We start from the raw sequence: 21,734 nt of genomic DNA, 5'->3' as shown, positions 1-21,734 counted from the left end.
CTTAGGAGTCTCCTTGCGCTCGAAGCTCATCGGCGGCCTCATGACAGTCGCGATGCTGTGCCTCGCCGCCCTGCTCGCGCCGGCCGCCCACGCCGACAACCCGATCGTCCAGACCATCTACACAGCCGACCCGGCGCCGCTGGTCTACAACGGCCGCGTCTACCTCTACACCGGGCACGACGAGGACAACTCCACCTACTTCACGATGAAGGAGTGGCGGGTCTGGTCGTCGGCCGACATGGTCAACTGGACCGACCACGGCTCGCCGCTGAACCTGGCCAGCTTCAGCTGGGCCAGCGCCAACGCCTGGGCCGGGCAGACCGTCTACCGCAACGGCAAGTTCTACTGGTACGTGCCGATGACCGTGCGGGCCACCGGGCAGATGGGCATCGGCGTGGCTGTCTCGAACAGCCCTACCGGGCCCTTCACCGACGCGATCGGCCGTCCCCTGGTCAGCAACGGCCAGATCGACCCGACCGTGTTCGTCGACGACGACGGACAGGCGTACCTGTACTGGGGAAACCCCGACCTCTGGTACGTCCGGCTGAACGCCGACATGACCTCGTACTCGGGAAGCCCCACCAAGATCACTCTGACCACGGCCGGCTTCGGCGCCCGTACCGGTGACGCCAACCGCCCGACGCTCTTCGAAGAGGGGCCGTGGGTGTACAAGCGCAACGGCCTGTACTACATCGTCTTCGCGGCGAAGTGCTGCTCGGAGTTCATCGCGTACTCGACCGCGACCGGGCCGACCGGGCCGTGGACCTACCGCGGCACGGTCATGCCGACCCAGGGCAGCAGCTTCACCAACCACCCCGGCGTGATCGACTTCAACGGCGGATCGTACTTCTTCTACCACAACGGAGCACTGCCCGCAGGCGGCGGCTACACCCGGTCCGTGGCGGTGGAGAAGTTCAGCTACAACTCCGACGGCACCATCCCGACGATCACCATGACCAGCGCGGGCGCACCCCAGGTCGGCACGCTCAACCCGTACGTGCGCCAGGAGGCCGAGACCATCGCCTGGGAGAGCGGGGTGGAGACGGAGCCCGCCAGCGAGGGCGGCATGAACGTCGGTTACATCGACAACGGCGACTACATCAAGGTGAAGGGCGTCGCCTTCGGCGGCGGCGCGACCTCGTTCTCCGCGCGGGTCGCCTCGGCCGCGTCCGGTGGCACCATCGAGCTCCGTCTCGGCAGCCCGACCGGCGCGGTGGTCGGAACCTGCACGGTCCCCGGCACCGGCGGCTGGCAGACGTGGACGACGGTCACCTGCCCGGTCAGCGGCGCCACCGGCACGCAGGACCTGTACCTGCGATTCACCGGTGGCGGGGGCTCGCTGTTCAACGTGAACTGGTGGCAGTTCAGCGGGTCGGCCGCCACCACCGACGCGATCTCCAACGGCAACACCGAGAACGGCGCCACCGGCTGGCGACTGTTCGGCGCCGGGACGCTGACGTCGAACACGAGCGTGGCGCACGGCGGAACCCGGTCACTGGCGATCACCGGCCGCACGGCGTCGTGGAACGGCATCGCGCAGGACGTGACGTCCCGCTTGACCAACGGCAAGACCTACACCGCGAGCGCCTGGGTGCGGACCCAGAGCGGCACCCCGGCGGCCCGCGCCACGCTGGCAATCACGGCGGGCGGCTCGACCAGCTACGTGTCGCTGACCCCCTCGACGACGGTCAACTCCAGCGGCTGGACGCAACTGTCCGGCACGGCCGCGGTGTCGTGGAGCGGGACCCTGTCGAGCGCCACGTTCTACGTCGAGACCGACTCCGGCACCGACGGCTACTACCTCGACGACGTGTCGCTCCAGTAGTGACCACTTTAGGAGGAACCGTGCGTCTTATCGTCGGTACCGCGGTGAGCCTCATCCTCGCCGCCACAGCCGTCACCGTCACCCAGCAAGCGGCCTCGGCCGCCGTCGTGGGCACCCCGGCCCGCATCGTCGGCGCGGCGTCGGGACGCTGCCTCGACGTCCCGAACTCCAGCACCACCAACGGCGCGCAGACGCAGCTCTACGACTGCACCGGCGCCGCCAACCAGTCCTGGACCTACACCACCACCAAACAACTCACCGTGTACGGCAACAAGTGCCTCGACGCGTCCGGCCGGGGCACCACCAACGGCACCGCCGTCGTCATCTGGGACTGCAACGGCCAGACCAACCAGCAGTGGAACGTGAACGCCGACGGCACCGTCACCGGCGTTCAGTCGGGCCTTTGCCTCGACGCGAACGGGGCGGCCACCGCGAACGGCACGAAGATCATTCTCTGGTCCTGCAACGGCCAGGCCAATCAGCGGTGGAGCCAGGGCACCTCGACCGCGGCCGGCGGGCCTTGCGACCTCTATGCCGCCGGCGGCACTCCCTGCGTGGCCGCCCACAGCACGGTGCGGGCGCTTTACGGCTCCTACCGCGGCAACCTCTACCAGGTGCGGCGCGCCTCCGACAGCGGCACCCGGAACATCGGCGCGCTCAGCAACGGCGCGGCCGACGCCGCCGGTCAGGACTCCTTCTGCGCCTCGACGACGTGCGTGGTCACCGTGGTGTACGACCAGTCCGGCCACGGCAACGATCTTTGGTACCAGGGATCCTCAGCGGTGCCCGGGTCACCGCAGAGCAAGCCGGCCGTCGCGACAACCGAGTCGCTGAGCGTCGGCGGCGCCAAGGCCTACTCCCTGTACATCAACCCCGGCAACAGCTACTGGCGCGACGGGCATCTGACCGGCGTACCCACCGGCAGCGCGCCGGAAGGCATGTACATGGTCACCAGCGGCACCCACGTCAACAGCGGATGCTGCTTCGACTACGGCAACAGCGAGACCACCCGCAAGGCCGACGCCGCCGGCGCGATGGACGCCATCAACTTCGGCAAGCAGTGCTGGTTCGGCGGCTGTTCGGGAACCGGTCCGTGGGTGCAGGCCGACCTCGAATGGGGTCTCTTCCCCGGCGGCAGCACCTCGTGGAACCCGAACCAGCGGGCCTTCACCAGCAAGTTCGTGACCGCGACGCTCAAGAACAACGGAACCTCGCGGTTCGCCATCAAGGGCAGCGACGCGCAGTCCGGCAGCCTGGTGACGCTCTGGGACGGCGCCCTTCCCTCGGGATACAACCCGATGAAGAAGCAGGGCGCGATCGTGCTCGGCAGCGGCGGTGACTGCTGCAAGCCCGACGGCGGCGCGAACCTGAGCGCCGGGACCTTCTACGAGGGCGCCATGGTGGCCGGCTACCCGTCCGATGCCACCGAGAACGCCGTGCACGCCAACATCGTCGCCGCCGGCTATCGCTGACAAGGAGTGATCCCATGACCGCCACTCGACGGGCCTTCCTTACCGCCGCCACCGCTGTCGGCGCGGCCGGCCTTCTGCGCGTGAAGCCCGCCCTCGCCGCACCGTCCAGTTACTCCGCCTCGTGGTCGTCGGTCGACCAGCATCCGCCGGCGCCGGAATGGTTCCAGGACGCCAAGTTCGGGATCTACTACCACTGGGGAGCGTTCAGCGTTCCCGCCTACGTCAACGAGTGGTATCCGCGGAACATGTACAACAACGGCTCGAACGAGAACAACCATCACAAGGCCGTGTACGGGGATCCGTCGGCGTGGCCGTACCACAACTTCATCAACGGCGCGCGCGACAAGGCCGGCAACTGGGTCCAGTTCGCCCCCAAGCTGGCCTCGGCCGGGGGCGCGTTCGACCCCGGCGCCTGGGCCCAGCTCTTCGCCGACGCCGGTGCGAAGTTCGCCGGACCGGTCGCCGAGCACCACGACGGCTTCTCGATGTGGAACAGCAGCGTCAACGAGTGGAACTCGGTGACGCGGGGTCCTCGCCTGGACCTGTTGCGCCTGCACGCCGACGCCATCCGCGGCAAGGGCCTCAAACTCATGGTCGCGATGCACCACGCGTACAACTTCACCGGTTTCTACCAGTGGGTGCCCAGCCAGTCGGACGCCGGCCTGCGGAAGCTCTATGGCCAGCTGGGCGCTTCGGCCGAGCAACAGCTCTGGTACGACAAGCTGCGCGAGGTCATCGACGGTTACCAGCCCGACATCATCTGGCAGGACTTCAACCTCACGCAGCTGCCCGAGTCCCGGCGGCTGGACTTCCTGGCCTACTACTACAACCGGGCGATCGCGTGGGACAGGGAAGTCGTCGCGACCTACAAGGACGGCTTCAACAACCGCGGCGAGGTCTTCGACTTCGAGCGGGGCGGCCCGGCCGGCATCCAGACGCCGTACTGGTTGACGGATGACAGCATCAGCAGCTCGAGCTGGTGCTACACCGTCGGGATCGGCTACTACCCGACCAACGCGCTGCTGCACGCGCTCATCGACCGGGTGAGCAAGAACGGCAACATGGTCCTCAACATCGCGCCGATGGCCGACGGCACGATCCCGTCCGGGCAGCAGACGATCCTGCGCGGCATCGGCGACTATCTGAAGCGTTTCGGCGAGTCGATCTACGCCACCCGGGCCTGGTCCGCCTTCGGCGAGGGGCCCACCCAGATGGGCGGGGGAACGTTCCAGACACCGCGGACCGGAACCTCGCAGGACGTCCGCTTCACCCGCAGCAAGGACAGCCGCGTCCTGTACGCCACCCTGCTCGGCTGGCCCGGCGGGACCGCGCACCTCACCACGTTGAGCTCCAACCGGATCAACCTCGGCACCCTGACCTCGGTGCAGTTGCTGGGCAGCACCGCCGGCACCTACATCGACCTTCCCACCCGCACCCAGGACGGCGGCGGCCTGCACATCACTCTGCCCTCCACCACCCCGTACAGCGCCCCGGCCTACGTGCTGAAGCTGACCTTCTCGGGGACCATCCCCGCGCTCGGTTCCGGCAGCACCGGCCTACCCACCGGCTGGGCGAGAATCACCAACGTCGCCACGGGCCTGGTCCTGGACGGCGGCGGCAACGTCGCGTCCGGCTCGCAGCTCAAGCAGTGGAACTACGACGGCAGCACCAACCTGCATTGGCAGCTGGTGGCGCTCGGCAGCGGCTGGTACCGCCTGGTCAACCGGACCAACGGACTGGTCGCCGACAGCGGTGGCAACACCACCAACGGCGCCATGGCGATCGAGACCTCCTGGAACGGCGGGAACAACCAGCAGTGGCGGCTCAACGACATGGGCGGCGGCCGCTACCAGATCATCAACCGGGGTACGGGCACGGCCCTCGACAGCGGCGGAGTCAGCACCGTCGGCGCGCCGGTGAAGCTCTGGGCGCCCGACGCCAGCACGAATCTGCAATGGACGATCGCCGCGGTCTGACGGCCGATCCGCCCTCGACCCCGACAGGGAGAACTCCGTGCCCCGACCGATGCTGACCGTGGCCGCGACGGCCGCGCTGACCACCGTGGCCGCGGCCGTCGCCGTGGCGGCCCAGTCCGGGCCGGCCTTCGCCGCCGGCGCCACCATCTACGCCGCTCCGTCCGGTAGCGGGACCAGTTGCACCGCCGCCCAACCGTGCTCGCTGACCGCGGCCCAGACGGCGGTGCGGTCACTGACCAGCTCGATGTCCGGCGACATCGTCGTCCAGTTGGCCGACGGGGTCTACCGGCAGTCGTCGCCGTTGCGGCTGACCGCCGCCGACTCCGGCACGAACGGCTACCGTGTGGTGTGGCAAGCCGCTCCGTCGGCCCATCCCGTGATCAGCGGCGCCCGGGCGGTCACCGGGTGGTCGCTCGCCGACTCCGGCCGCAACATCTGGCGGGCCAACGTGGGCGCCGGGATCGACAGCCGCCAGCTCTATGTCAACGGCGCCGTGGCCACGCGGGCCCGCACCCAGGTCAACCGGGCCGACTTCACCGCGGACAGCACCGGTCTGCGCTTCACCAACAGCGCCCTGAGCTACCTGAACAACCTGGCGAACCAGAGCCGCATCCAGATGGAGAGCATCAACTCCTTCACCGATCGGTACGTGTCGGTGCAACGCATCAACGGCAACCTGATCACGATGCAGCAACCCGGGTGGAGCAACAACAACTTCGGGTACGACACCTTCACCCAGCCGCACCGGGCCGGCCCGCTCTACCTGAGCAACGCCTACGAGTTCCTGGACTCGCCGGGGGAGTGGTACCTCGATCCCGGAACCGGCGCGCTGTCCTACATCCCGCTCGCCGGGCAGAGCATGAGCACCGCCGCTGTGGAGCTGCCGACGCTTCAGTCCCTGGTTCAGGTCGGCGGCACCTACGACGCACCCGCGCACCACATCACCTTCAGCGGGATCACCTTCACCGGCACGAGCTGGCTCGGGCCGAGCAGCAGCCAGGGGTACGCCGACCAGCAGACCGGCGCCTACATCTCCGGCACCTGGAACTGGCCCAGTTTCAGCTCCTGCCATGACGGCTGCACCCAGTTCGAGGCCACGCGACCGAACTGGGTGCAGTCGCCCGCCGCCGTGCAGGTCTCCGCGGCCAACAACATCACGTTCACCGATTCCCAGTTCCTGAATCTGGGGCAGACAGCGATCGGCATCGGTAACGACCCCAGCGCCCACGGCAGCGGCGTCGGGCTGGGTACGAGCAACATCACGGTCACCCGGTCCGAGATCGCCCGGGACGTCGCCGGCGGCATCGTCGTCGGCGGAGTGCGGGCCGACGCCCACCATCCGGGCGACACCCGGATGGTCAACCGGGACATCACCATCAGCAACAACCGCCTGCACGACCTGGGCACCGACCATCGCGGCATCGTGTCGGTCCTCGCCACGTACGTCACCAACGCCACCGTGTCGCACAACGAGGTCTACAACCTGCCGTACACCGGGATGTCCATCGGTTACGGCTGGGGCTCCAACGACGCCGGTGGCAGCAACCACTATGCCGACCGAGGGCTGTACAACTACCAGCCGCGCTACTCGACGGCCACCACCGCGTCCGGCAACCAGCTCGTCGGCAACTACGTGCACGACGTCATGCAGCAGATGAACGACGGCGGCTGCATCTACACGCTGTCGGCCAATCCCGGCAGCCTGATCAGCGACAACTACTGCCTGCGGACCAACGGCTTCTTCGGGCTCTACTTCGACGAGGGTTCGCGCTACTACACCGCCCGCACCAACGTCTTCTCCTCCACCGGCACCTGGGCCACCGCCAATTACTGGTTCGCCGAGAACATGGGCAACTTCACCGTCACCGGCAACTGGTCGACCAACGGCAGCACGAACGTCACCAACGGCGACCGCGGCAACGTCGTGTCGGGGAACGTGACGGTGACGAACGGCAACTGGCCCTCGGGCGCGCAGGCCGTGATGTCGGCGGCCGGGCCACAGAGCGGGGGCAGCGGGCAGAGCCTGCGGATCACCGGCGTTCAGTCCGGGCGCTGCCTCGATGCCGGCACCGGCGCCAACGGTGTCCAGTCGCAGCTGTGGGACTGCGGGACCGGGACGAGCCAGCAGTGGACCTACACCACCGGCAAACAGCTGAGGGTGTACGGGAACAAGTGCCTCGACGCGTCCGGACAGGGCACCGCCAGCGGCACCGCGGTGATCGTCTGGGACTGCGCCACGCAGGCCAATCAGCAGTGGAACCTCAACGCCAACGGCACCATCACCGGCGTGCAGTCCGGGCTGTGCCTCGACGCCATCGGCAACGCGACCGCGAACGGCACCAAGGTCGATCTCTGGACCTGCCACGGCGGCGCCAATCAGCAGTGGAAGGGCTTCTCATGAGAACACGCGGTTGGCCGGCGGCGGCCGTACTGCTGGTGGTGCTGGCCGGCCTGCTGGTCGCGTTCCCGGCGCCGGCACAGGCGGCGACGGCGATCACCATCAATGGCACGTCGGGTGGACGGACCTTCGACGGCGTCGGGGCCATCAGCGGTGGCGGCGGCAACAGCCGCCTGCTGTTCGACTACCCGGAGCCTCAGCGCAGCGACATCCTCGACTACCTGTTCAAGCCGGGCTACGGCGCGGCGATGCAGATCATGAAGGTGGAGATCGGCGGGGACACCAACTCGACCTCCGGCGCGGAACCGAGCCACGAGCACACCCGCGGCAACGTCAACTGCGACCGCGGGTACGAGTGGTGGCTGATGGGTCAGGCGAAGGCGCGTAACCCGAACATCAAGCTCGTCGGGTTGTCGTGGGGCGCGCCCGGCTGGATCGGCAACGGCAACTTCTGGTCCAGCGATGCGATCGACTACCTGATCGCTTGGCTCGGCTGTGCCGCCTCGCACGGGCTGACGATCGACTATCTCGGCGGCTGGAACGAACGCGGCCGGGATCTGACCTGGTACAAGAACCTGCGCTCGGCGCTGAACGCGCGCGGGTACCCGAACGTGAAGATCGTGGCCTCCGACGAGTTCGGCTGGGGATCGGCGGACGACGCGCAGCGCGACTCCGCCTTCGCCGCCGCCGTGTCGGTGTTCGGCAGCCACTACGTCTGCGGCTACCGCAGCGCGCAGACCGACTGCCCGAGCTCGACGACCGCCGTGAACTCCGGCAAGGCGCTGTGGGCCAGCGAGAACGGCTCCGACGACTACAACGCCGGCGCGCCGGCCCTGGCCCGCGGCATCAACCGTGACTACATCGACGGGAAGATGACCGCCTACCTCAACTGGCCGGTCATCGCCGCCATCACACCGAACGTCCCGTGGGGGACCACGGGTGTCGCGGTAGCGCCGCAACCCTGGTCGGGCTATTACTCGATCGGCCGGAACACCTGGGTCATGGCCCACACCACCCAGTTCACCGCGCCTGGCTGGCGATACCTGGACGGGGCCAGCGGCTACCTCGGCGGCAACCGCAGCAACGGCAGCTACGTCTCGCTGAAGTCCACCAACAACAGCGACTACAGCACGGTCATCGAGACGATGGACGCCACCTCGGCGCAGGACCTCACGCTCACCGCCACCGGCGGCTTGTCGACCGGGACCGTGCACGTGTGGTCCACCAACGTCAGGTCGACCAACCCGGCCGACCACTTCGTCAAGCGCAGCGACATCACCCCGTCCAACGGGACGTTCTCGCTGACGGTCCAGCCGGGTTACGTCTACAGCCTCACCACCACGACGGGCCAGGGCAAGGGCGCTGCGACCAGCCCGGCGCAGGGCAGCCTCGCCCTGCCCTACGGCGATGACTTCGACAGCTACCAGAGCGGGCGAGAAGCGAAGTACCTGATGGACCACCAGGGCTCGTTCGAGGTGGCGGCCTGCGGCGGCGGTCGTACCGGTCAATGCGTACGCCAGATGTCCGAGCAGACGCCGATCTTCTGGACCTCGGGCCACGCCGAGCCGTTCAGCCTGCTGGGCGACCTCAGCTGGCGCAACTACACCGTCTCCTCCGACGTCATGCTGGAGAAGTCCGGCTACGCCCAGCTCGTCGGCCGGGCCACGAACTACAACCACGAGGGCCCGCAGAACCTCAACGCCTACTACCTGCGGGTGGCCGACAACGGCTCGTGGTCCATCCGCAGCAACAGCACCAGCGGCAACCAGCGCACTCTGGTCAGCGGCACCGTGCCGGCCCTGGGCACCGGCCGCTGGCACAAGCTGTCGCTCACCCTCAACGGCAGCACCCTGACCGCCGCCATCGACGGCGCCACCGTGGGCACCGTATCCGACTCCACGTGGGTGGCCGGCCAGATCGGGTACGCCACCGGCCAGGGCGTGACGGCCCAGTTCGACAACCTGTCGGTCACCCCGCTCGGAGGCGGCCCCGGCGCCACCGGGGAGATCCGCGGCGCGGGCTCCAACCGGTGCCTGGACGTCAACGCGCAGAGCCAGTCCGACGGGGCTACCGTGCAGATCTGGGACTGCAACGGCGGCGCCAACCAGCGATGGACGCTGACCTCCACCAACCAGCTCACCGTGTACGGCAACAAGTGCCTCGACGCGCCGAGCGCCGCCACCGGCGCCCGGATCCGGATCTGGTCCTGTACGGGCGCGGCCAACCAGCAATGGCGGGTCAATTCCGACGGCACCATCACGGGCGTCGCATCCAGCCTGTGCCTGGACGTGACCGGCGCGGCGACCACCAACGGCGCGGCGATCGAGCTGTGGACCTGCAACGGCGGCAGCAACCAGCAGTGGATCAGGTCCTGAGGGGTCGGTGACGGCCGCCGTCCGGCGGCGCAAGAGCTCAGGGGGCTGGGGATCCAGGCAGGGGGATTCCCAGCCCTCTGACGTCGCGCCCCTTGACGTGCATCAGCGTCGCTAGTAGACGTAATACATCACACGTCTCATGTTTCGCTGGTAACCGTCCAGAAAAGAGGCAGCAACAGGTGAGATCACGCCTCGTGGCATCCGCCGCATGTGCCGGCCTTGTCACCGTCACCGCACTGACCCTCAACGCCGGGCCGGCGCTCGCCGCTCCCTGGCATCCGGGCCGGACCACCACCATCGTCGTCTCGCCCACCGGCAACGACCATCACCGCGGCACCCCCGCCAAGCCGCTGCGCACGTTGGCCGCCGCCCAGGCCAGGGCGCGCGCGGCGGCCCGTGCCGGCAGCGCGGTCACCGTCGTGCTGAAGAGCGGCACCTACCAACTCCAGCGGCCGCTGCGGTTCACCGCCGCCGACTCGGGCACCCGGGCGAAGCCGGTGATCTGGACCGCGGCGCCCGGCGCGCATCCGGTCGTCTCGGGTGGGCGCGACGTGACCGGCTGGCGGCCGTACGACGCCGGCAAGAACATCTTCGTCGCTCGCGTGCCCAAGGGGAGCGACAGCCGCCAGCTCTACCGGAACGACCTGGCGGCGCCGCGGGCCGCGATCAAGATCTCCCGCAGCGACGTCACCGTCACGCCGTCCGGCCTGCAGATGAACAATCCCGCGCTGAGCTATCTCGCGACCCTGCCGGATCAGAGCCGGATCGAGGTCGAGAGCCAGGGGTCGTTCACCGATCGGTACGCGCCGGTGCAGAGCATCAGCGGGACGACGATCACCATGCAGCAGCCCGCCTGGCAGAACAACAACTGGGGCTACGACACGCTGGCGCGCCCGTTCGCGGGCGGGCAGCTCTTCCTGGAGAACGCGTACGCGTTCCTCCAGGAGGGACAGTGGTATCTGGACCCGGCCGCCGGCCGGCTGTACTACCGTGCCGCCGCCGGCGAGAACCCGAACGACCAGTCCTTCGTGCTGCCGTCACTCGAGTCGCTGGTGCAGATCGCGGGCACCTACACCCATCCGGTGCATGACCTGTCGTTCGCCGGCATCCAGCTCTCGTACTCCACCTGGCTGTCGCCGGGCACGGCAATCGGCTACGCCGACCAGCAGAACGGCGCCTTCATCCCGAGGGCGTACCCCCAGCCGGCCGACTACCTGACCAGCTGCCAGTCCGGTTGCCCGCAGTTCGAGGGGGCCCGCAACGGGTGGAATCAGGTGCCGGCGGCAGTTCAGGTGGCGGCCGCCACCCGGATCCGCTTCGCCGGCAACACGTTCGCCCACCTCGGGCAGGTGGGGCTGGGCATCGGCCTGGACGCCAACGCCAACGGTGCCGGGATCGGCCTGGGCGCGAGTGAGGTGACGGTGCACCACAACCTGTTCACCGATCTCGGCGGCGCGGGCGTTGTGGCGGGCGGGGTGCAGCCCGACGCGCATCATCCCAGCGATCCGGCGATGGTCCTGCGCGACGTCACCATCGACAACAACCTCGTGACGGATGTCGCCAAGGACTACAAGGAGATGTCCGGCATCCTCTCCACCTACGCCGACCACACCGTGATCGCCAACAACGAGGTGTCGAACCTCGCCTACGACGGCATCGACGTCGGGTGGGGCTGGGGAGCCAACGACGCGGGTGGCAGCCAGGACTACCAGAACCGCGGCCTCTACGCGTATCAGCCGATCTATACGACCCCTACGACGCTCCGGGACACCCAGGTCGTCGACAACCGCATCCACGGCGTCAAGAAGGTGTTCCACGACGGTGGAAGCCTCTACAACCTGTCCGCGAACCCCGGCGCCGTCTTCAGCGGGAACTACATCTACGACACTCAGCGCACCGTGGGGCTCTACCTGGACGAGGGATCGCGGTACGTGACCGCGAGGAACAACGTCGTCCAGGACTGCGGGGTGTGGGTGTTCACCAACTCCTACGGGACGATCAACAACACGAGCGACAACGTGCTTCAGCACAACTGGTACAACTCGGGTGTCACGCAGACGCCCAACGCCGCGCAACACAACAACCAGCTCATCGACAACGTGCAGGTGACCGGCACCGCATGGCCGGCCGACGCTCAGCAGGTGATCGCGAACGCCGGCATCGAGCCCGCGCTGCGCACCTTCCCGGGCGTCACGCCCTGAGTCCGGCGCGCCGGGGTGGGGGAGCCGGCCGGCTACCCCACCCCGGCACGGGGATCAGCGGCCGAGCCAGCCGCCGTCCACCGCGAGGATCGCGCCGGAGACGTAGTCGGACGCGGCCGAGCAGAGGAAGACCACCGCGCCCGCGAGGTCGTCGGCGCGTCCCCATCGGCCCGCGGGGATCCGGTCCAGGATCGATCGCGACCGTTCCGGGTCGGCGCGCAGCGCCTCGGTGTTGTCGGTGGCGATGTAACCCGGTGCGATGGCGTTGACGTTGACTCCCTGGCCGGCCCACTCGTTGGCCAGGGCCCGGGTCAGGCCGGCGATGCCCGACTTCGCCGCCGTGTAGCCCGGCACGTTGATGCCGCCCTGGAAGCTCAACATGCTCGCGGTGAACACGATCTTGCCGCTGCCGCGTGCCAGCATCGGCTGGGAGAGCACCTGGGTCAGGGCGAACTGGCTGGACAGGTTCACCTCGAGCACCCGGTCCCACCACTGCAGCGGATGCTGCGCGGCGGGCGCGCGTTCGATCGTTCCCGCGTTGTTGACCAGGATGTCCGGCGCCCGCTCGGCCAGCTCGTCGCCGAGCGCCAGCACGGCGCCGCGGTCGGCGAAGTCCACCGCGTGTCCGTCGAACGAACGGCCGAGCCTCCGCACGGACGAGGCGACCTCGTCGTCGTCCCGCAGCGTCGCGCTGACACCGATGATGTCCGCGCCCGCCCCGGCGAGCGCCTCGGCCATGGCGCGGCCGATGCCGCGGCGCGCGCCGGTGACGACGGCGAGGCGCCCGTGAAGGTCGAACAGGCCGCTCACGCCCGTGCCTCCCCGGCCACGTCGACCAGGATCTTCATGGCCCGCCCGGCCGAGAGCTCCTCGATCGCGGAAGCCGTCTCCGCCAGCGGGACGACGGCGGAGATGAGGGCCTCGGCCGGGATCGGGCCGGCCATGAGCAACTCGACGGCACGATCGAAGTCGGAGCGTTGGTAGACCCGGGTGCCGAGCAGCCGCAGCTCACGCCAGAACACCCGCTGCAGGTCGATCTCGCGCGGCGCGGCGTGGATGGCGACGACGACGATGGTGCCCCGGACCTTGGCCAGCGCGGTCGTGGACCGGGCCGCGGCCGCTGCGCCGGACACCTCGAACACGACGTCCGCCCCGACCCCGCCGGTCCATCGCTCCACCAGCCGATCCAGGTCCTCCGATCCGGGATCGACCACCCGGAATCCGAGCGCGGCGATCCGGCCGCGGCGCGTGGCGTCGACCTCCGCGACGAGGACGTCGGCGCCGGCCTCCCGCGCGACGGTGGCGATGAGCACCCCGATCGGGCCGCCGCCGAGCACGACCGCGCGGTCGCCGATCTGGAGCTCCGATCGCCGCACGTCGTGCACCGCCACGGCGACCGGCTCGACCAGCGCGGCGATCCTCAGATCCAGGCCCGGCGGAAGCGGCACGGCGATCGACGACGGCACGTTCCAGCGCTGCTGGAGACCGCCGGGCGAGTCGATGCCGACGAAGACCAGGTTCTGGCAGATGTGCTGATGACCGGCGAGGCAGGCGGCGCAGGTGCCGTCCCAGATCAGCGGCATCACCGTGAGCGGGTCGCCGATCGACCAACCTTGCACGCCGGCGCCGATCGCGGCCACCGTGCCGGAGGTCTCGTGGCCGAAGACCAGCGGAGTCCGGACTCGCGCGTCCATGTCGCCGTGGGCGATGTGCAGGTCGGTCCCGCAGAGGCCGCAGTAGGCGACCGCGATCTGCAGCTCGCCGGGGCCGGGCGGCTCGGCGTCGAGCGTCACCGTCTCCAGGCGACCGTGGCCCAGGTATGCCGCAGCCTTCATCCGGACGTCCCTTCTCGTGCTCGGAAGCTCTTGCAAACATCATACGTATGCTCTTATATTTCGTGGCGATCAACTCCCCGTCAATACGGTCTCTCCAACAAAGGACCTCAATATGGGTGGAATCGCACGATCTTCACGCGTCATCGGCGGCGCCGGGGTTCTAGCCCTCGCCTTGGCGCTGGCCGCCTGCGGAGGCGGCAGCAAAGGTGGCGGCGACTCGGCCGGCTCCTACGGCTTTCCGCAGGTCGCTCAGGACGACAAGGCCGAGATCACGGTGTGGGTGGACGCCGACCGCTCGGGCGCGGCGGACGCCTTCAAGAAGGCCAACCCCGACGTGCCGATCAAGGTGGTCACCTACGACGGCTCCGCGAACGGGTCCAACTCGTTCCGCACCAAGATGCAACTGTTCGACCGGGCCGGCAGTGGCTGGCCCGACGTCGTGTTCTCGACCCAGAACAACGATGCGGCGTGGGCGAGCCAGAAGTCCGGCGGCAAGCAGGCGTTCGCCGCGGTACTCGGCGGCGGGCTGGTCCCCAAGGCCACGCTCGACGGGTTCACGCCCGGCTCGCTCGACCCGTGCACGGTGGAGGGCAAGGTCTACTGCCTGCGCAACGATCTCGCTCAGGCGGTGCTCTGGTACAACAAGAGCCTGCTGACGAAGTTCGGCTACGCGGTGCCGACGACCTGGGAGGAATACCAGGCGCTCGGCGAGAAGGTGGCGCGGGAGCACCCGGGCTACATCGTCGGGACCGTCGGCGACGCGTGGACCCCGGAGGTCTTCTTCTGGGCCAGCAAGTGCCAGGCGAACGGCGTCACCGGCCCCACGTCCGTCACGGTCGACACCGACACGACGGAGTGCAAGCGGGCCGCCTCCATGCTCGACACCCTCATCAAGAACGGCACCACCCCCAACGTCAGCGTCTTCACGCCCGAGTTCGTCAAGAAGTACTCGGGCAAGGTCCTGATGATGCCCGGCCCGGCCTGGTATGCCGGCGCCATCTTCAACAACCCGCAGTCGCTGAACGTGCCCAAGGGGCAGCTCGGCGTCGCCGCCCCGCCGGCCTGGCAGGGCGACACCGCGGTGACCGGCAACGTCGGTGGCGGAACATGGTTCATCAGCAGCCATGCGAAGAACCTGAAGGCCGCGGCGAAGTTCGCCGAGTTCGTCACCACTGCCGACGACTACCAGGTGAACCTGGCACCCGGTTACCCGGCCTTCGCGGCCGCCGCCGACAAATGGGTCAAGAAGCAGGAGTCGAGCGGCTACTACGCGACCGACCTGCAGCCGATCATCAAGGCCGGCACGGAGATCTGGGACGGCTGGGGTTCCGGGATCTTCAGCCAGGAGGCGATCTGGGCCAAGACCATGACCCCGGCCATCGCCGACGGCAAGAGCCTGGTCGCCATGCTTCCCGAATGGGAAACGGCGATCAAGAACCAGGCCCAGGTCAACGGCTACACGGTCAAATGACCGCTCTGGAACAGACCGCACGGCCGGCGGCGCTCCCACGCCGCCGGCCGGGTGGCCGGCGATCCGGCGGCGGCCGGAGCGCGATGAGCTACGGCTTCGTCGCCCTCTACACGGCCCTGACCGTGGCCTTCGGGATCCTGCCCGCCCTGTACGCGCTGTACCTCGCCTTCACCGACGAGAACGGCGGCTTCGCCGGGCTGGCCAACTTCAGCAAGGTCGTCGACGACTTCCGCTTCCTGCCCGCCGTCGGGCACGTCGCGTACTTCCTGGTGATCTGGCTGATCGCGCTGGTCGTGCTCGTGACGGTCCTCGCGGTCGCCGTGCACGCCATCCGGTTGCGCTGGCTCGGCAGCAGCCTGCGGCTGGTCTTCTATCTCCCCGGGGCGCTGGCGGGCGCGTCGAGCGTGCTGCTCTGGCTGTTCCTGCTGGACCCGACCGCCAGCCCGGTCGGCGGCCTGCTGCGGCTTCTGGGCCTCTCCAGCTTCGTCCAGGTCATCGTGCCCGCCCACCTGCCACTGATCTTCGCCATCATCGCGTTCTGGACCGGCGCCGGCGGCTGGATTGTGATCATGTACGGCGCGCTCAACAACATCAGCGCCGAGGTGATCGAGGCCGCCCGCATCGACGGCGCCGGCCCGATCCAGATCGCCTGGCGCATCCAGCTGCCGATGCTGCGCAAGTGGATCTCGTACATGGGGATCATGTCGCTCGCCGCGGGCACCCAGCTCTTCGTCGAGCCGCAACTGCTGTCGCAGGCCAGCAACGCGGTCGTGCCCAACGACTATTCGCTCAACCAGCTTGCCTATCAGTACGCGTTCCAGCAGAACGACTTCAACGGCGCGGCGGCCATCTCGTTGCTGCTGCTGGTCATCGCCCTCGCGCTCTCGGCGGTGTTCGTGTTGCGCGGCGGCCTGTTCGAGACGGACTGAGCAATGACGACAGCAACAACCGGCCGGCAGTCCGGTCTCGGCGGCTGGAGCGGCCGTACGATCGTCGGGGTCGTCCTCGCGATCTTCGTGCTGTTCTTCGTCATCCCGATCGTCTGGCTGCTGCTGGCGACGACGAAGTCGGCGCGTGACCTCATCGTGCGTAACCCGTTCGCCCCGGGCGCGCTCGGCGACCTGAGAACCAACTGGCACCAGCTCTTCGCGTTCCAGGACGGCGCGGTCACGACCTGGGTGGCCAACTCGGCGCTGTATTCGGTGGGCGCGCTGGTGATCACCCTGATCGCCAGCATCCCGGCCGGCTACGCGCTGGCCCTGACCCAGTTCCGGTTCCGGCGGCTGTTGCTGATCCTCACCCTGATCGTCATGCTGATCCCGAACACCGCGCTCGTCCTGCCCATCTTCCTGGAGTTGAACACCCTGGGCCTGATCGGCAGCCCGCTCTCGGTGATCCTGCCGATGTCGTTCTTCCCGTTCGGGGTCTACCTCACCTACATCTATTTCTCGACGAGCATCCCGCGGGACCTGCTCTCCGCGGCCCGGATCGACGGATGCTCGGAGTTCCAGGTGTTCGCCCGGGTGGCCCTGCCGCTGGCCGCCCCGATCGTCGCCCTCGTCGCCTTCTTCAGCTTCGTGCAGAGCTGGAACAACTTCTTCCTGCCGTTCGTGATGCTGCCCTCCAGCGACGGATATCCGATCCAGGTGGGACTCACGTCCCTGCTCGCGTCCACGCCGGCGTTCAATCCCAGTTCCGCCGGGACGCAATCCGTACAGCTGCCGACCCTCGCGCTGGCGACGGTGATCTCGGTGCTGCCGGTGCTGATCGTCTTCCTCTTCTCCCAGCGTTTCCTCGTCGCCGGCATGACGGCGGGCGGCACGAAGGAATGAGCCGAACACCTGCCGAGAAGGAGCAACTGTGAAGGTCACCGGATACCGTAGCCTGACGACCGAGCACGACTGGGGGCGGCTGATCGGCGACGCCAACGGAGTGATGTCCCGGCCACGCACCGACGTACACGTGCTGATCCTGGAGACCGACGCCGGAATCGACGGTGTTGGCGTCGGCCCGCACGGCGACATCGATCGAGTCTTCGACGCCGTGGAAGGGCAGGACCCGCGGGGCGTTTCGGCGCTCTACGACCGGATGCTCGCCTGGGTCTTCAAGACCGGGCATGCGGGCGCGACGTTCGGCGCGATCGGCGCGATCGACATGGCACTGTGGGATCTCAAGGCGAAGGCCGCGGGCGAGCCCCTGTGGCGTACGCTCGGCGCCCTCGACCGGTTCGTGCCGGGTTATGCCTCCGGCCTCGACATCGCGCTCGACGACGAGGGGCTGGTCCACCTCTACTCGGAGTTCGCCGACCGTGGATTCAGCAGCGGCAAGCTCAAGGGCGGCCGGGACCTGACCGGCGACCTCCGCCGGCTGCAGATCCTGCGTGACCTGCTCGGCCGCAACTCGACAAACCCCGGCCTCATGTTCGACGCCAACGAATCCTGGAACCGCTCGCAGGCCGTCCGGTACGTGACCGCGCTGGAGCGCAAGGTCGATCTCGCCTGGATCGAGGAGCCGGTGCGCCGGTGGGACGCCGCCGGGCTCGCCTCGGTGCGCCGGGGTATCCGGGCCGCCGTCGCGACCGGCGAGAACCTCACCGGCCTCGAGCAGTACCGGCCGTTGCTGGACGCCGACGCGGTCGACATCGTGCAGGTGGGCAACGTATGGGGCATCACCCATTTCCTCCGGGTGGCCGCGGTGGCGCACAGCCGCGACCTGCCGGTCAGCCCGGTGGCCTACCACACCAACCCGGTGGCGCACGCGGCCGCGGCCGTACCGAACCATCTGGCCTTCGAGGTCCAAGGCCTCACCTCACCGATCGGCCTCCACGTGGACCAGGAGTACTGCGACGGCGGGATCGTTCTGGGCGACGAACCGGGAATCGGGATCCGGGTCGACGAGGAGCAGATCGTCGCCGCCCGGGCCGGCGACGCGCCCGCACAGGACGCGGGGCCGCACGTCCGGCCCAGCCGCGCCGGGCTGCGCCTGGTTCCCGACTCGCCCCGTGACCGGTCGTGAGGCCGGCCCTGGACAGCCATGTCCACCTCTGGGACCGGACGACCGATCCGCAACCGTGGATCGACCCGGCGACGATGCCGGCGATCGACCGCGACTTCCTCCCCGGCGATCTGGAACGGATGCTCAAGGCGACCGGCATGGGCGCAGCGGTGGTGGTGCAGTCCAGCAACAGCGCCGCCGAGACGCGGCGCCTGCTGGGGCACCGCACGCCGGGCATCGCCGGAGTGGTGGGCTGGATCGACCTCACCGCCGACCCGGCCGGGCAGCTCGACGAGCTCGATGCCGTGGCGCCGGGCCGGCTCGTCGGGATCCGGCATCTGGTGCATCTCGATCCCGATCCCGCCTGGCTGGCCCGGCCCGCGGTCGAGGCGGGTCTGGCCCGGCTGGGTGAACGCGGCCTCGGCTTCGACCTGGTGCTGCGGTGGTGGCAGCTGCCGCTGGCCGCCTCGCTTGCCGGGGCGCGTGCCGACGTCGGCTTCGTCGTCGATCACCTCGGCGGGGTCGCCGAAGCGGACGACGCCCAGGTCTGGGCCGGGAACCTGCGCGATCTGGCCCGCCGCCCCAACACCTGGGCCAAGGTCTCCGGACTGGCCGGGCTCGTGACGGACGATCCGGACGGCGTGCGTCGCGCGATGGATGCCGCGCTCGAGTTCTTCGGCCCGCGGCGGCTCATGTACGGATCCGACTGGCCGGTCGCCGAGTTGGGCGTGGGCGCCGTCCGCTGGCGGGAGACGGTCGACACGCTGGTCGCCGAGCTGAGCCCGGCCGAGCGCGCGGCGATCCTCTCCGAGACCGGCGCGGCCTTCTACCGGCTCGGCCGATGACGGACGGGACGAGGCAGATCTAGGCCTCCGGCTCGCCGCGGGCGGGGTCGAACCGGCGTCGCTGCCAGGAGCCGATGATGTGGTCGCGCATCGCCTGTTCCGCCGCGGCGACGTCCTGGCGGGCGATCGCGTCGACGACCATGGCGTGCTGGTCGAGGGTCGAGCTGAAGGCGCCCTCGTACTGCATCCCGTGGTACCTCGTGCTCTCCAACGCCCGCCGGTACAGGCGCTTGGTGATGTTCTCGGCCAGGCGGTTCCGGGAAAGCTCCATCACCGTGAGGTGGAAGACCACGTCCGCCTCGTTGAAGGAATCGCTCTCGTGCTGCATTTGCCGCATCACCTGCAGCGCGTTCTCGACGCGGGTCAGCTCCTCGGGCGTGCGGTTGGCGGCCACCGCGGCGGCCATGGCGGCCTCCAGGTTTCCCCGCACGATGGTCAGCTCGTCCAGCACGCCCAGCGACTCGTCGTTGTCGATGAGCGCGGAGAGCACGGTCGGGTCCAGCATGTTCCACGACCCGGATCGCGCCACCTGCGTTCCGCGCCCCTGACTGACGATCAGCAGGCCCTTCTCCTCGAGCCGCTTGGCCGACTCGCGGATCACCGTGCGGCTCACGCCGAAGTGCTCGCTGAGCGGCCCCTCGGGCGGCAGCAGCTCGCCCTCGGCCAGCTGCCCGGTGACGATCAGCTCGACCAGCTCGGCCACGACCGCGACGCTCAGCCTCTCGGCGCGGCGGCGAGGAGGGAGCTTGAACGCGTCGGATGGGGCCGTCATGGCTGGTACCTTACCCATCGCGCTGCAGCCGGGCCGGGTCGCCGGGACCGCCGCGGCGAACGAGCCAGGCCTCGGTGATGTGCGTGAACATGGCCTCGGCGGCGCGGCCCGGGTCCCGAGCCGCGATGCACTCGTAGATGCGGCGGTGACCCTGGTTGGAAGCCACGCACAGGGCTCGCTCCGGCCGGCCCATGTAGCGCGCGGTGTTGATCACCTGGCTCTCGAGCGAGCGCACCACGGCACGGGCGATGCGATTCCCGGATGCCCGCATGATGGTGTCGTGGAACGAGCGGTCGTGGTCGGCGTACGAGACGTGGTCGTCGACCAGGCCGTCCATCTGGTCGACGAGCGCCGCCAGCCGCTCGATGACCTCCGGCCCGGCCATTCGCGCGGTCACGTTGGCCATGTCCGCCTCCAGCACCCGGCGCGTGGCGACGAGGTCGTCGAGGACGATCACGCCGTCGTCCTCGGCGATGGTCGCGCTCAGCACGAGCTCGTCCAGCATGTCCCAGTTGGCCGGCGACGTGACGACCGTCCCGGAACCTTGGCGGACCTGCACCAGCCCCTTTTCCTGGAGGAGCTTCACGGCTTCGCGTACGACCGTCCGGCTGACCCCGAAGCCCTCGACCAGGACCGGCTCAGGCGGCAGGCTGGTGCCCGGCGGATGGACGCCGTGCACGATGCTCTCCACGAGCTCGGCCGTGATCGCCTGCGCGAGGTTGGCCGGTCGCCTCGGCCGCGCGGGCGGAAAGGCCCTGCTCACCGTTGATCCCGTCATGCTGTCTGTCCTCCGGTGCGCTGTAGCCACCATCCTCAGACATAATACGTATCAACTCTTCGCTGCCGACTCGCCGTGATCAGCTCAGGCTGAACCTCTGGTTGGCCTGCCCGCTGCAGTCGTAGATCTGCACCTGCTGGCCGTTTCCGGTTCCCCAGACGTCAAGGCAGCGTCCGGACTGAACGCCGGTGATGGTGCCGTTGGAGTTCACGTTCCACTGCTGGTTGGCTTGCCCGTTGCAGCTGTAGATCTGCACGGCCGAGCCGTTGCCCGAGCCGGCGGCGTCCAGGCACCTGCTGCCGTACACGGTCAGCTGTCTGCTCGAGGTGAGGGTCCAGGCCTGGTTGCTCTGGCCGTTGCAGTCGTAGAGCTGGACCCGGGTGCCGTTGGTCTGCGACGAGCTCGGCACGTCGATGCACCGGCCGGACTGGGCGCCGACGATCCGGCCGCCGCCGCTCGGCGGGGTCGAGGGCGAGGAGCTGCTGCCGGACGGCGTCGGCGAGGACGGGTTGACCGGGCCGGCCGAGTTGAGGGCGTTGAGCACCGAGGTGTACGCGGCCTTCTTGTTGCCGCTGCCGTCGAACAGCAGCGGGCTCTCGCCGGAGCGCCAGGAGTCGCTGTCCCGGACGCCCCAGACCGTGATGCCGATGCAGCGGGACACGTTGAGGCAGGCCTGGGTCAGCCCGGCGTACTGGGAGGTCGAGGCGTTGGTGACGTCGGCCTCGGTCAGGGCCACGTCCACGCCCAGGGCGGCAAAGCTCGACAGGGTGGTCTGGAAGTTGCTGGGCAGCG

At 69.0% G+C, this 21,734-nt stretch carries 16 protein-coding genes; 11 read left to right on the top strand and 5 right to left on the bottom strand.

The genetic code is table 11. The features are described 5' to 3' along the window. Nucleotides 1-13 precede the first annotated feature (13 nt). The 6 genes from ACIA5D_RS30740 (at nt 14) to ACIA5D_RS30715 (ending at nt 12,247) form a co-directional block, all read left to right on the top strand. Nucleotides 14-1,825 (top strand): family 43 glycosylhydrolase, encoded by a 1,812-nt coding sequence (locus ACIA5D_RS30740; RefSeq protein ID WP_396033832.1) that lies wholly within the window; start codon nt 14-16, stop codon nt 1,823-1,825. A gap of 20 nt (nt 1,826-1,845) precedes the next feature. Then, entirely contained in the window at nt 1,846-3,297 is a 1,452-nt protein-coding gene (locus ACIA5D_RS30735) for an arabinofuranosidase catalytic domain-containing protein (protein ID WP_396033831.1), read from the top strand. A 14-nt stretch (nt 3,298-3,311) separates the two neighbouring features. Next, a complete protein-coding gene (locus tag ACIA5D_RS30730) occupies nt 3,312-5,273 on the top strand; it encodes an alpha-L-fucosidase (RefSeq protein WP_396033830.1) in 1,962 nt (653 codons plus the stop codon). 37 nt (nt 5,274-5,310) lie between these two features. After that, nucleotides 5,311-7,674: an RICIN domain-containing protein gene (locus tag ACIA5D_RS30725; protein WP_396033829.1), complete on the top strand. Its 2,364-nt coding sequence runs from the start codon at nt 5,311-5,313 to the stop codon at nt 7,672-7,674. After that, nucleotides 7,671-10,046 (top strand): ricin-type beta-trefoil lectin domain protein, encoded by a 2,376-nt coding sequence (locus ACIA5D_RS30720; protein WP_396033828.1) that lies wholly within the window; start codon nt 7,671-7,673, stop codon nt 10,044-10,046. The genes ACIA5D_RS30725 and ACIA5D_RS30720 overlap by 4 nt, the downstream gene beginning before the upstream one ends. Nucleotides 10,047-10,225: 179 nt before the next feature. Next, nucleotides 10,226-12,247, top strand: coding sequence for a right-handed parallel beta-helix repeat-containing protein (locus ACIA5D_RS30715; RefSeq protein WP_396033827.1), 2,022 nt, complete (start codon nt 10,226-10,228; stop codon nt 12,245-12,247). A gap of 54 nt (nt 12,248-12,301) precedes the next feature. Here ACIA5D_RS30715 and ACIA5D_RS30710 read toward each other — a convergent pair whose 3' ends face one another. Both ACIA5D_RS30710 and ACIA5D_RS30705 read right to left on the bottom strand, forming a co-directional pair. Continuing rightward, the gene (locus ACIA5D_RS30710; protein WP_396033825.1) at nt 12,302-13,057 is read right to left on the bottom strand and encodes an SDR family oxidoreductase; all 756 of its coding nucleotides are present in this window, start codon (nt 13,055-13,057) and stop codon (nt 12,302-12,304) included. Continuing rightward, nucleotides 13,054-14,082 (bottom strand): zinc-binding dehydrogenase, encoded by a 1,029-nt coding sequence (locus ACIA5D_RS30705; RefSeq protein ID WP_396033824.1) that lies wholly within the window; start codon nt 14,080-14,082, stop codon nt 13,054-13,056. The genes ACIA5D_RS30710 and ACIA5D_RS30705 overlap by 4 nt, the downstream gene beginning before the upstream one ends. Nucleotides 14,083-14,194: 112 nt before the next feature. Between ACIA5D_RS30705 and ACIA5D_RS30700 the strand changes: the two genes are divergently transcribed. From ACIA5D_RS30700 to ACIA5D_RS30680, 5 genes are all read left to right on the top strand, one after another. Continuing rightward, nucleotides 14,195-15,553 carry an ABC transporter substrate-binding protein gene (locus tag ACIA5D_RS30700; protein WP_396033823.1) on the top strand — a complete coding sequence of 453 codons (1,359 nt, stop codon included), beginning with the start codon at nt 14,195-14,197 and terminating at the stop codon, nt 15,551-15,553. Nucleotides 15,554-15,636: 83 nt separating this feature from the next. After that, nucleotides 15,637-16,482, top strand: coding sequence for a carbohydrate ABC transporter permease (locus ACIA5D_RS30695; RefSeq protein ID WP_396033822.1), 846 nt, complete (start codon nt 15,637-15,639; stop codon nt 16,480-16,482). A 3-nt stretch (nt 16,483-16,485) separates the two neighbouring features. Further along, entirely contained in the window at nt 16,486-17,385 is a 900-nt protein-coding gene (locus ACIA5D_RS30690; RefSeq protein WP_396033821.1) for a carbohydrate ABC transporter permease, read from the top strand. Between the two features lie 28 nt (nt 17,386-17,413). Next, nucleotides 17,414-18,568, top strand: a complete 1,155-nt coding sequence (locus tag ACIA5D_RS30685) for a mandelate racemase/muconate lactonizing enzyme family protein (protein ID WP_396033820.1) — start codon at nt 17,414-17,416, stop codon at nt 18,566-18,568. Then, the gene (locus tag ACIA5D_RS30680) at nt 18,565-19,392 is read left to right on the top strand and encodes an amidohydrolase family protein (RefSeq protein WP_396033819.1); all 828 of its coding nucleotides are present in this window, start codon (nt 18,565-18,567) and stop codon (nt 19,390-19,392) included. The genes ACIA5D_RS30685 and ACIA5D_RS30680 overlap by 4 nt, the downstream gene beginning before the upstream one ends. Nucleotides 19,393-19,411: 19 nt before the next feature. Here ACIA5D_RS30680 and ACIA5D_RS30675 read toward each other — a convergent pair whose 3' ends face one another. The 3 genes from ACIA5D_RS30675 to ACIA5D_RS30665 form a co-directional block, all read right to left on the bottom strand. Beyond that, on the bottom strand, nt 19,412-20,164 hold the full coding sequence (locus tag ACIA5D_RS30675; RefSeq protein WP_396033818.1) for a FadR/GntR family transcriptional regulator: 753 nt from the start codon (nt 20,162-20,164) through the stop codon (nt 19,412-19,414). A gap of 10 nt (nt 20,165-20,174) precedes the next feature. After that, nucleotides 20,175-20,942, bottom strand: a complete 768-nt coding sequence (locus ACIA5D_RS30670; protein WP_396033817.1) for a FadR/GntR family transcriptional regulator — start codon at nt 20,940-20,942, stop codon at nt 20,175-20,177. Between the two features lie 79 nt (nt 20,943-21,021). Continuing rightward, nucleotides 21,022-21,734, bottom strand: a 713-nt coding sequence (locus tag ACIA5D_RS30665; protein WP_396033816.1) for a ricin-type beta-trefoil lectin domain protein, incomplete at its 5' end; no start/stop codon positions are given.

The organism is Actinoplanes sp. NPDC051513 (assembly GCF_044454685.1).
Lineage (GTDB): Bacteria > Actinomycetota > Actinomycetes > Mycobacteriales > Micromonosporaceae > Actinoplanes.
This window is presented reverse-complemented; position numbering and strand designations above follow the sequence as displayed.

What these genes read in the sequence shown, in the direction of transcription:
- ACIA5D_RS30695 (WP_396033822.1), top strand. Translation starts at nt 15,637, where the DNA reads ATGAGCTACGGCTTCGTCGCCCTCTACACGGCCCTGACCGTGGCCTTC.
- ACIA5D_RS30700 (WP_396033823.1), top strand. Translation starts at nt 14,195, where the DNA reads ATGGGTGGAATCGCACGATCTTCACGCGTCATCGGCGGCGCCGGGGTT.
- ACIA5D_RS30730 (WP_396033830.1), top strand. Translation starts at nt 3,312, where the DNA reads ATGACCGCCACTCGACGGGCCTTCCTTACCGCCGCCACCGCTGTCGGC.
- ACIA5D_RS30690 (WP_396033821.1), top strand. Translation starts at nt 16,486, where the DNA reads ATGACGACAGCAACAACCGGCCGGCAGTCCGGTCTCGGCGGCTGGAGC.
- ACIA5D_RS30670 (WP_396033817.1), bottom strand. Translation starts at nt 20,942, where the DNA reads ATGACGGGATCAACGGTGAGCAGGGCCTTTCCGCCCGCGCGGCCGAGG.
- ACIA5D_RS30705 (WP_396033824.1), bottom strand. Translation starts at nt 14,082, where the DNA reads ATGAAGGCTGCGGCATACCTGGGCCACGGTCGCCTGGAGACGGTGACG.
- ACIA5D_RS30720 (WP_396033828.1), top strand. Translation starts at nt 7,671, where the DNA reads ATGAGAACACGCGGTTGGCCGGCGGCGGCCGTACTGCTGGTGGTGCTG.
- ACIA5D_RS30675 (WP_396033818.1), bottom strand. Translation starts at nt 20,164, where the DNA reads ATGACGGCCCCATCCGACGCGTTCAAGCTCCCTCCTCGCCGCCGCGCC.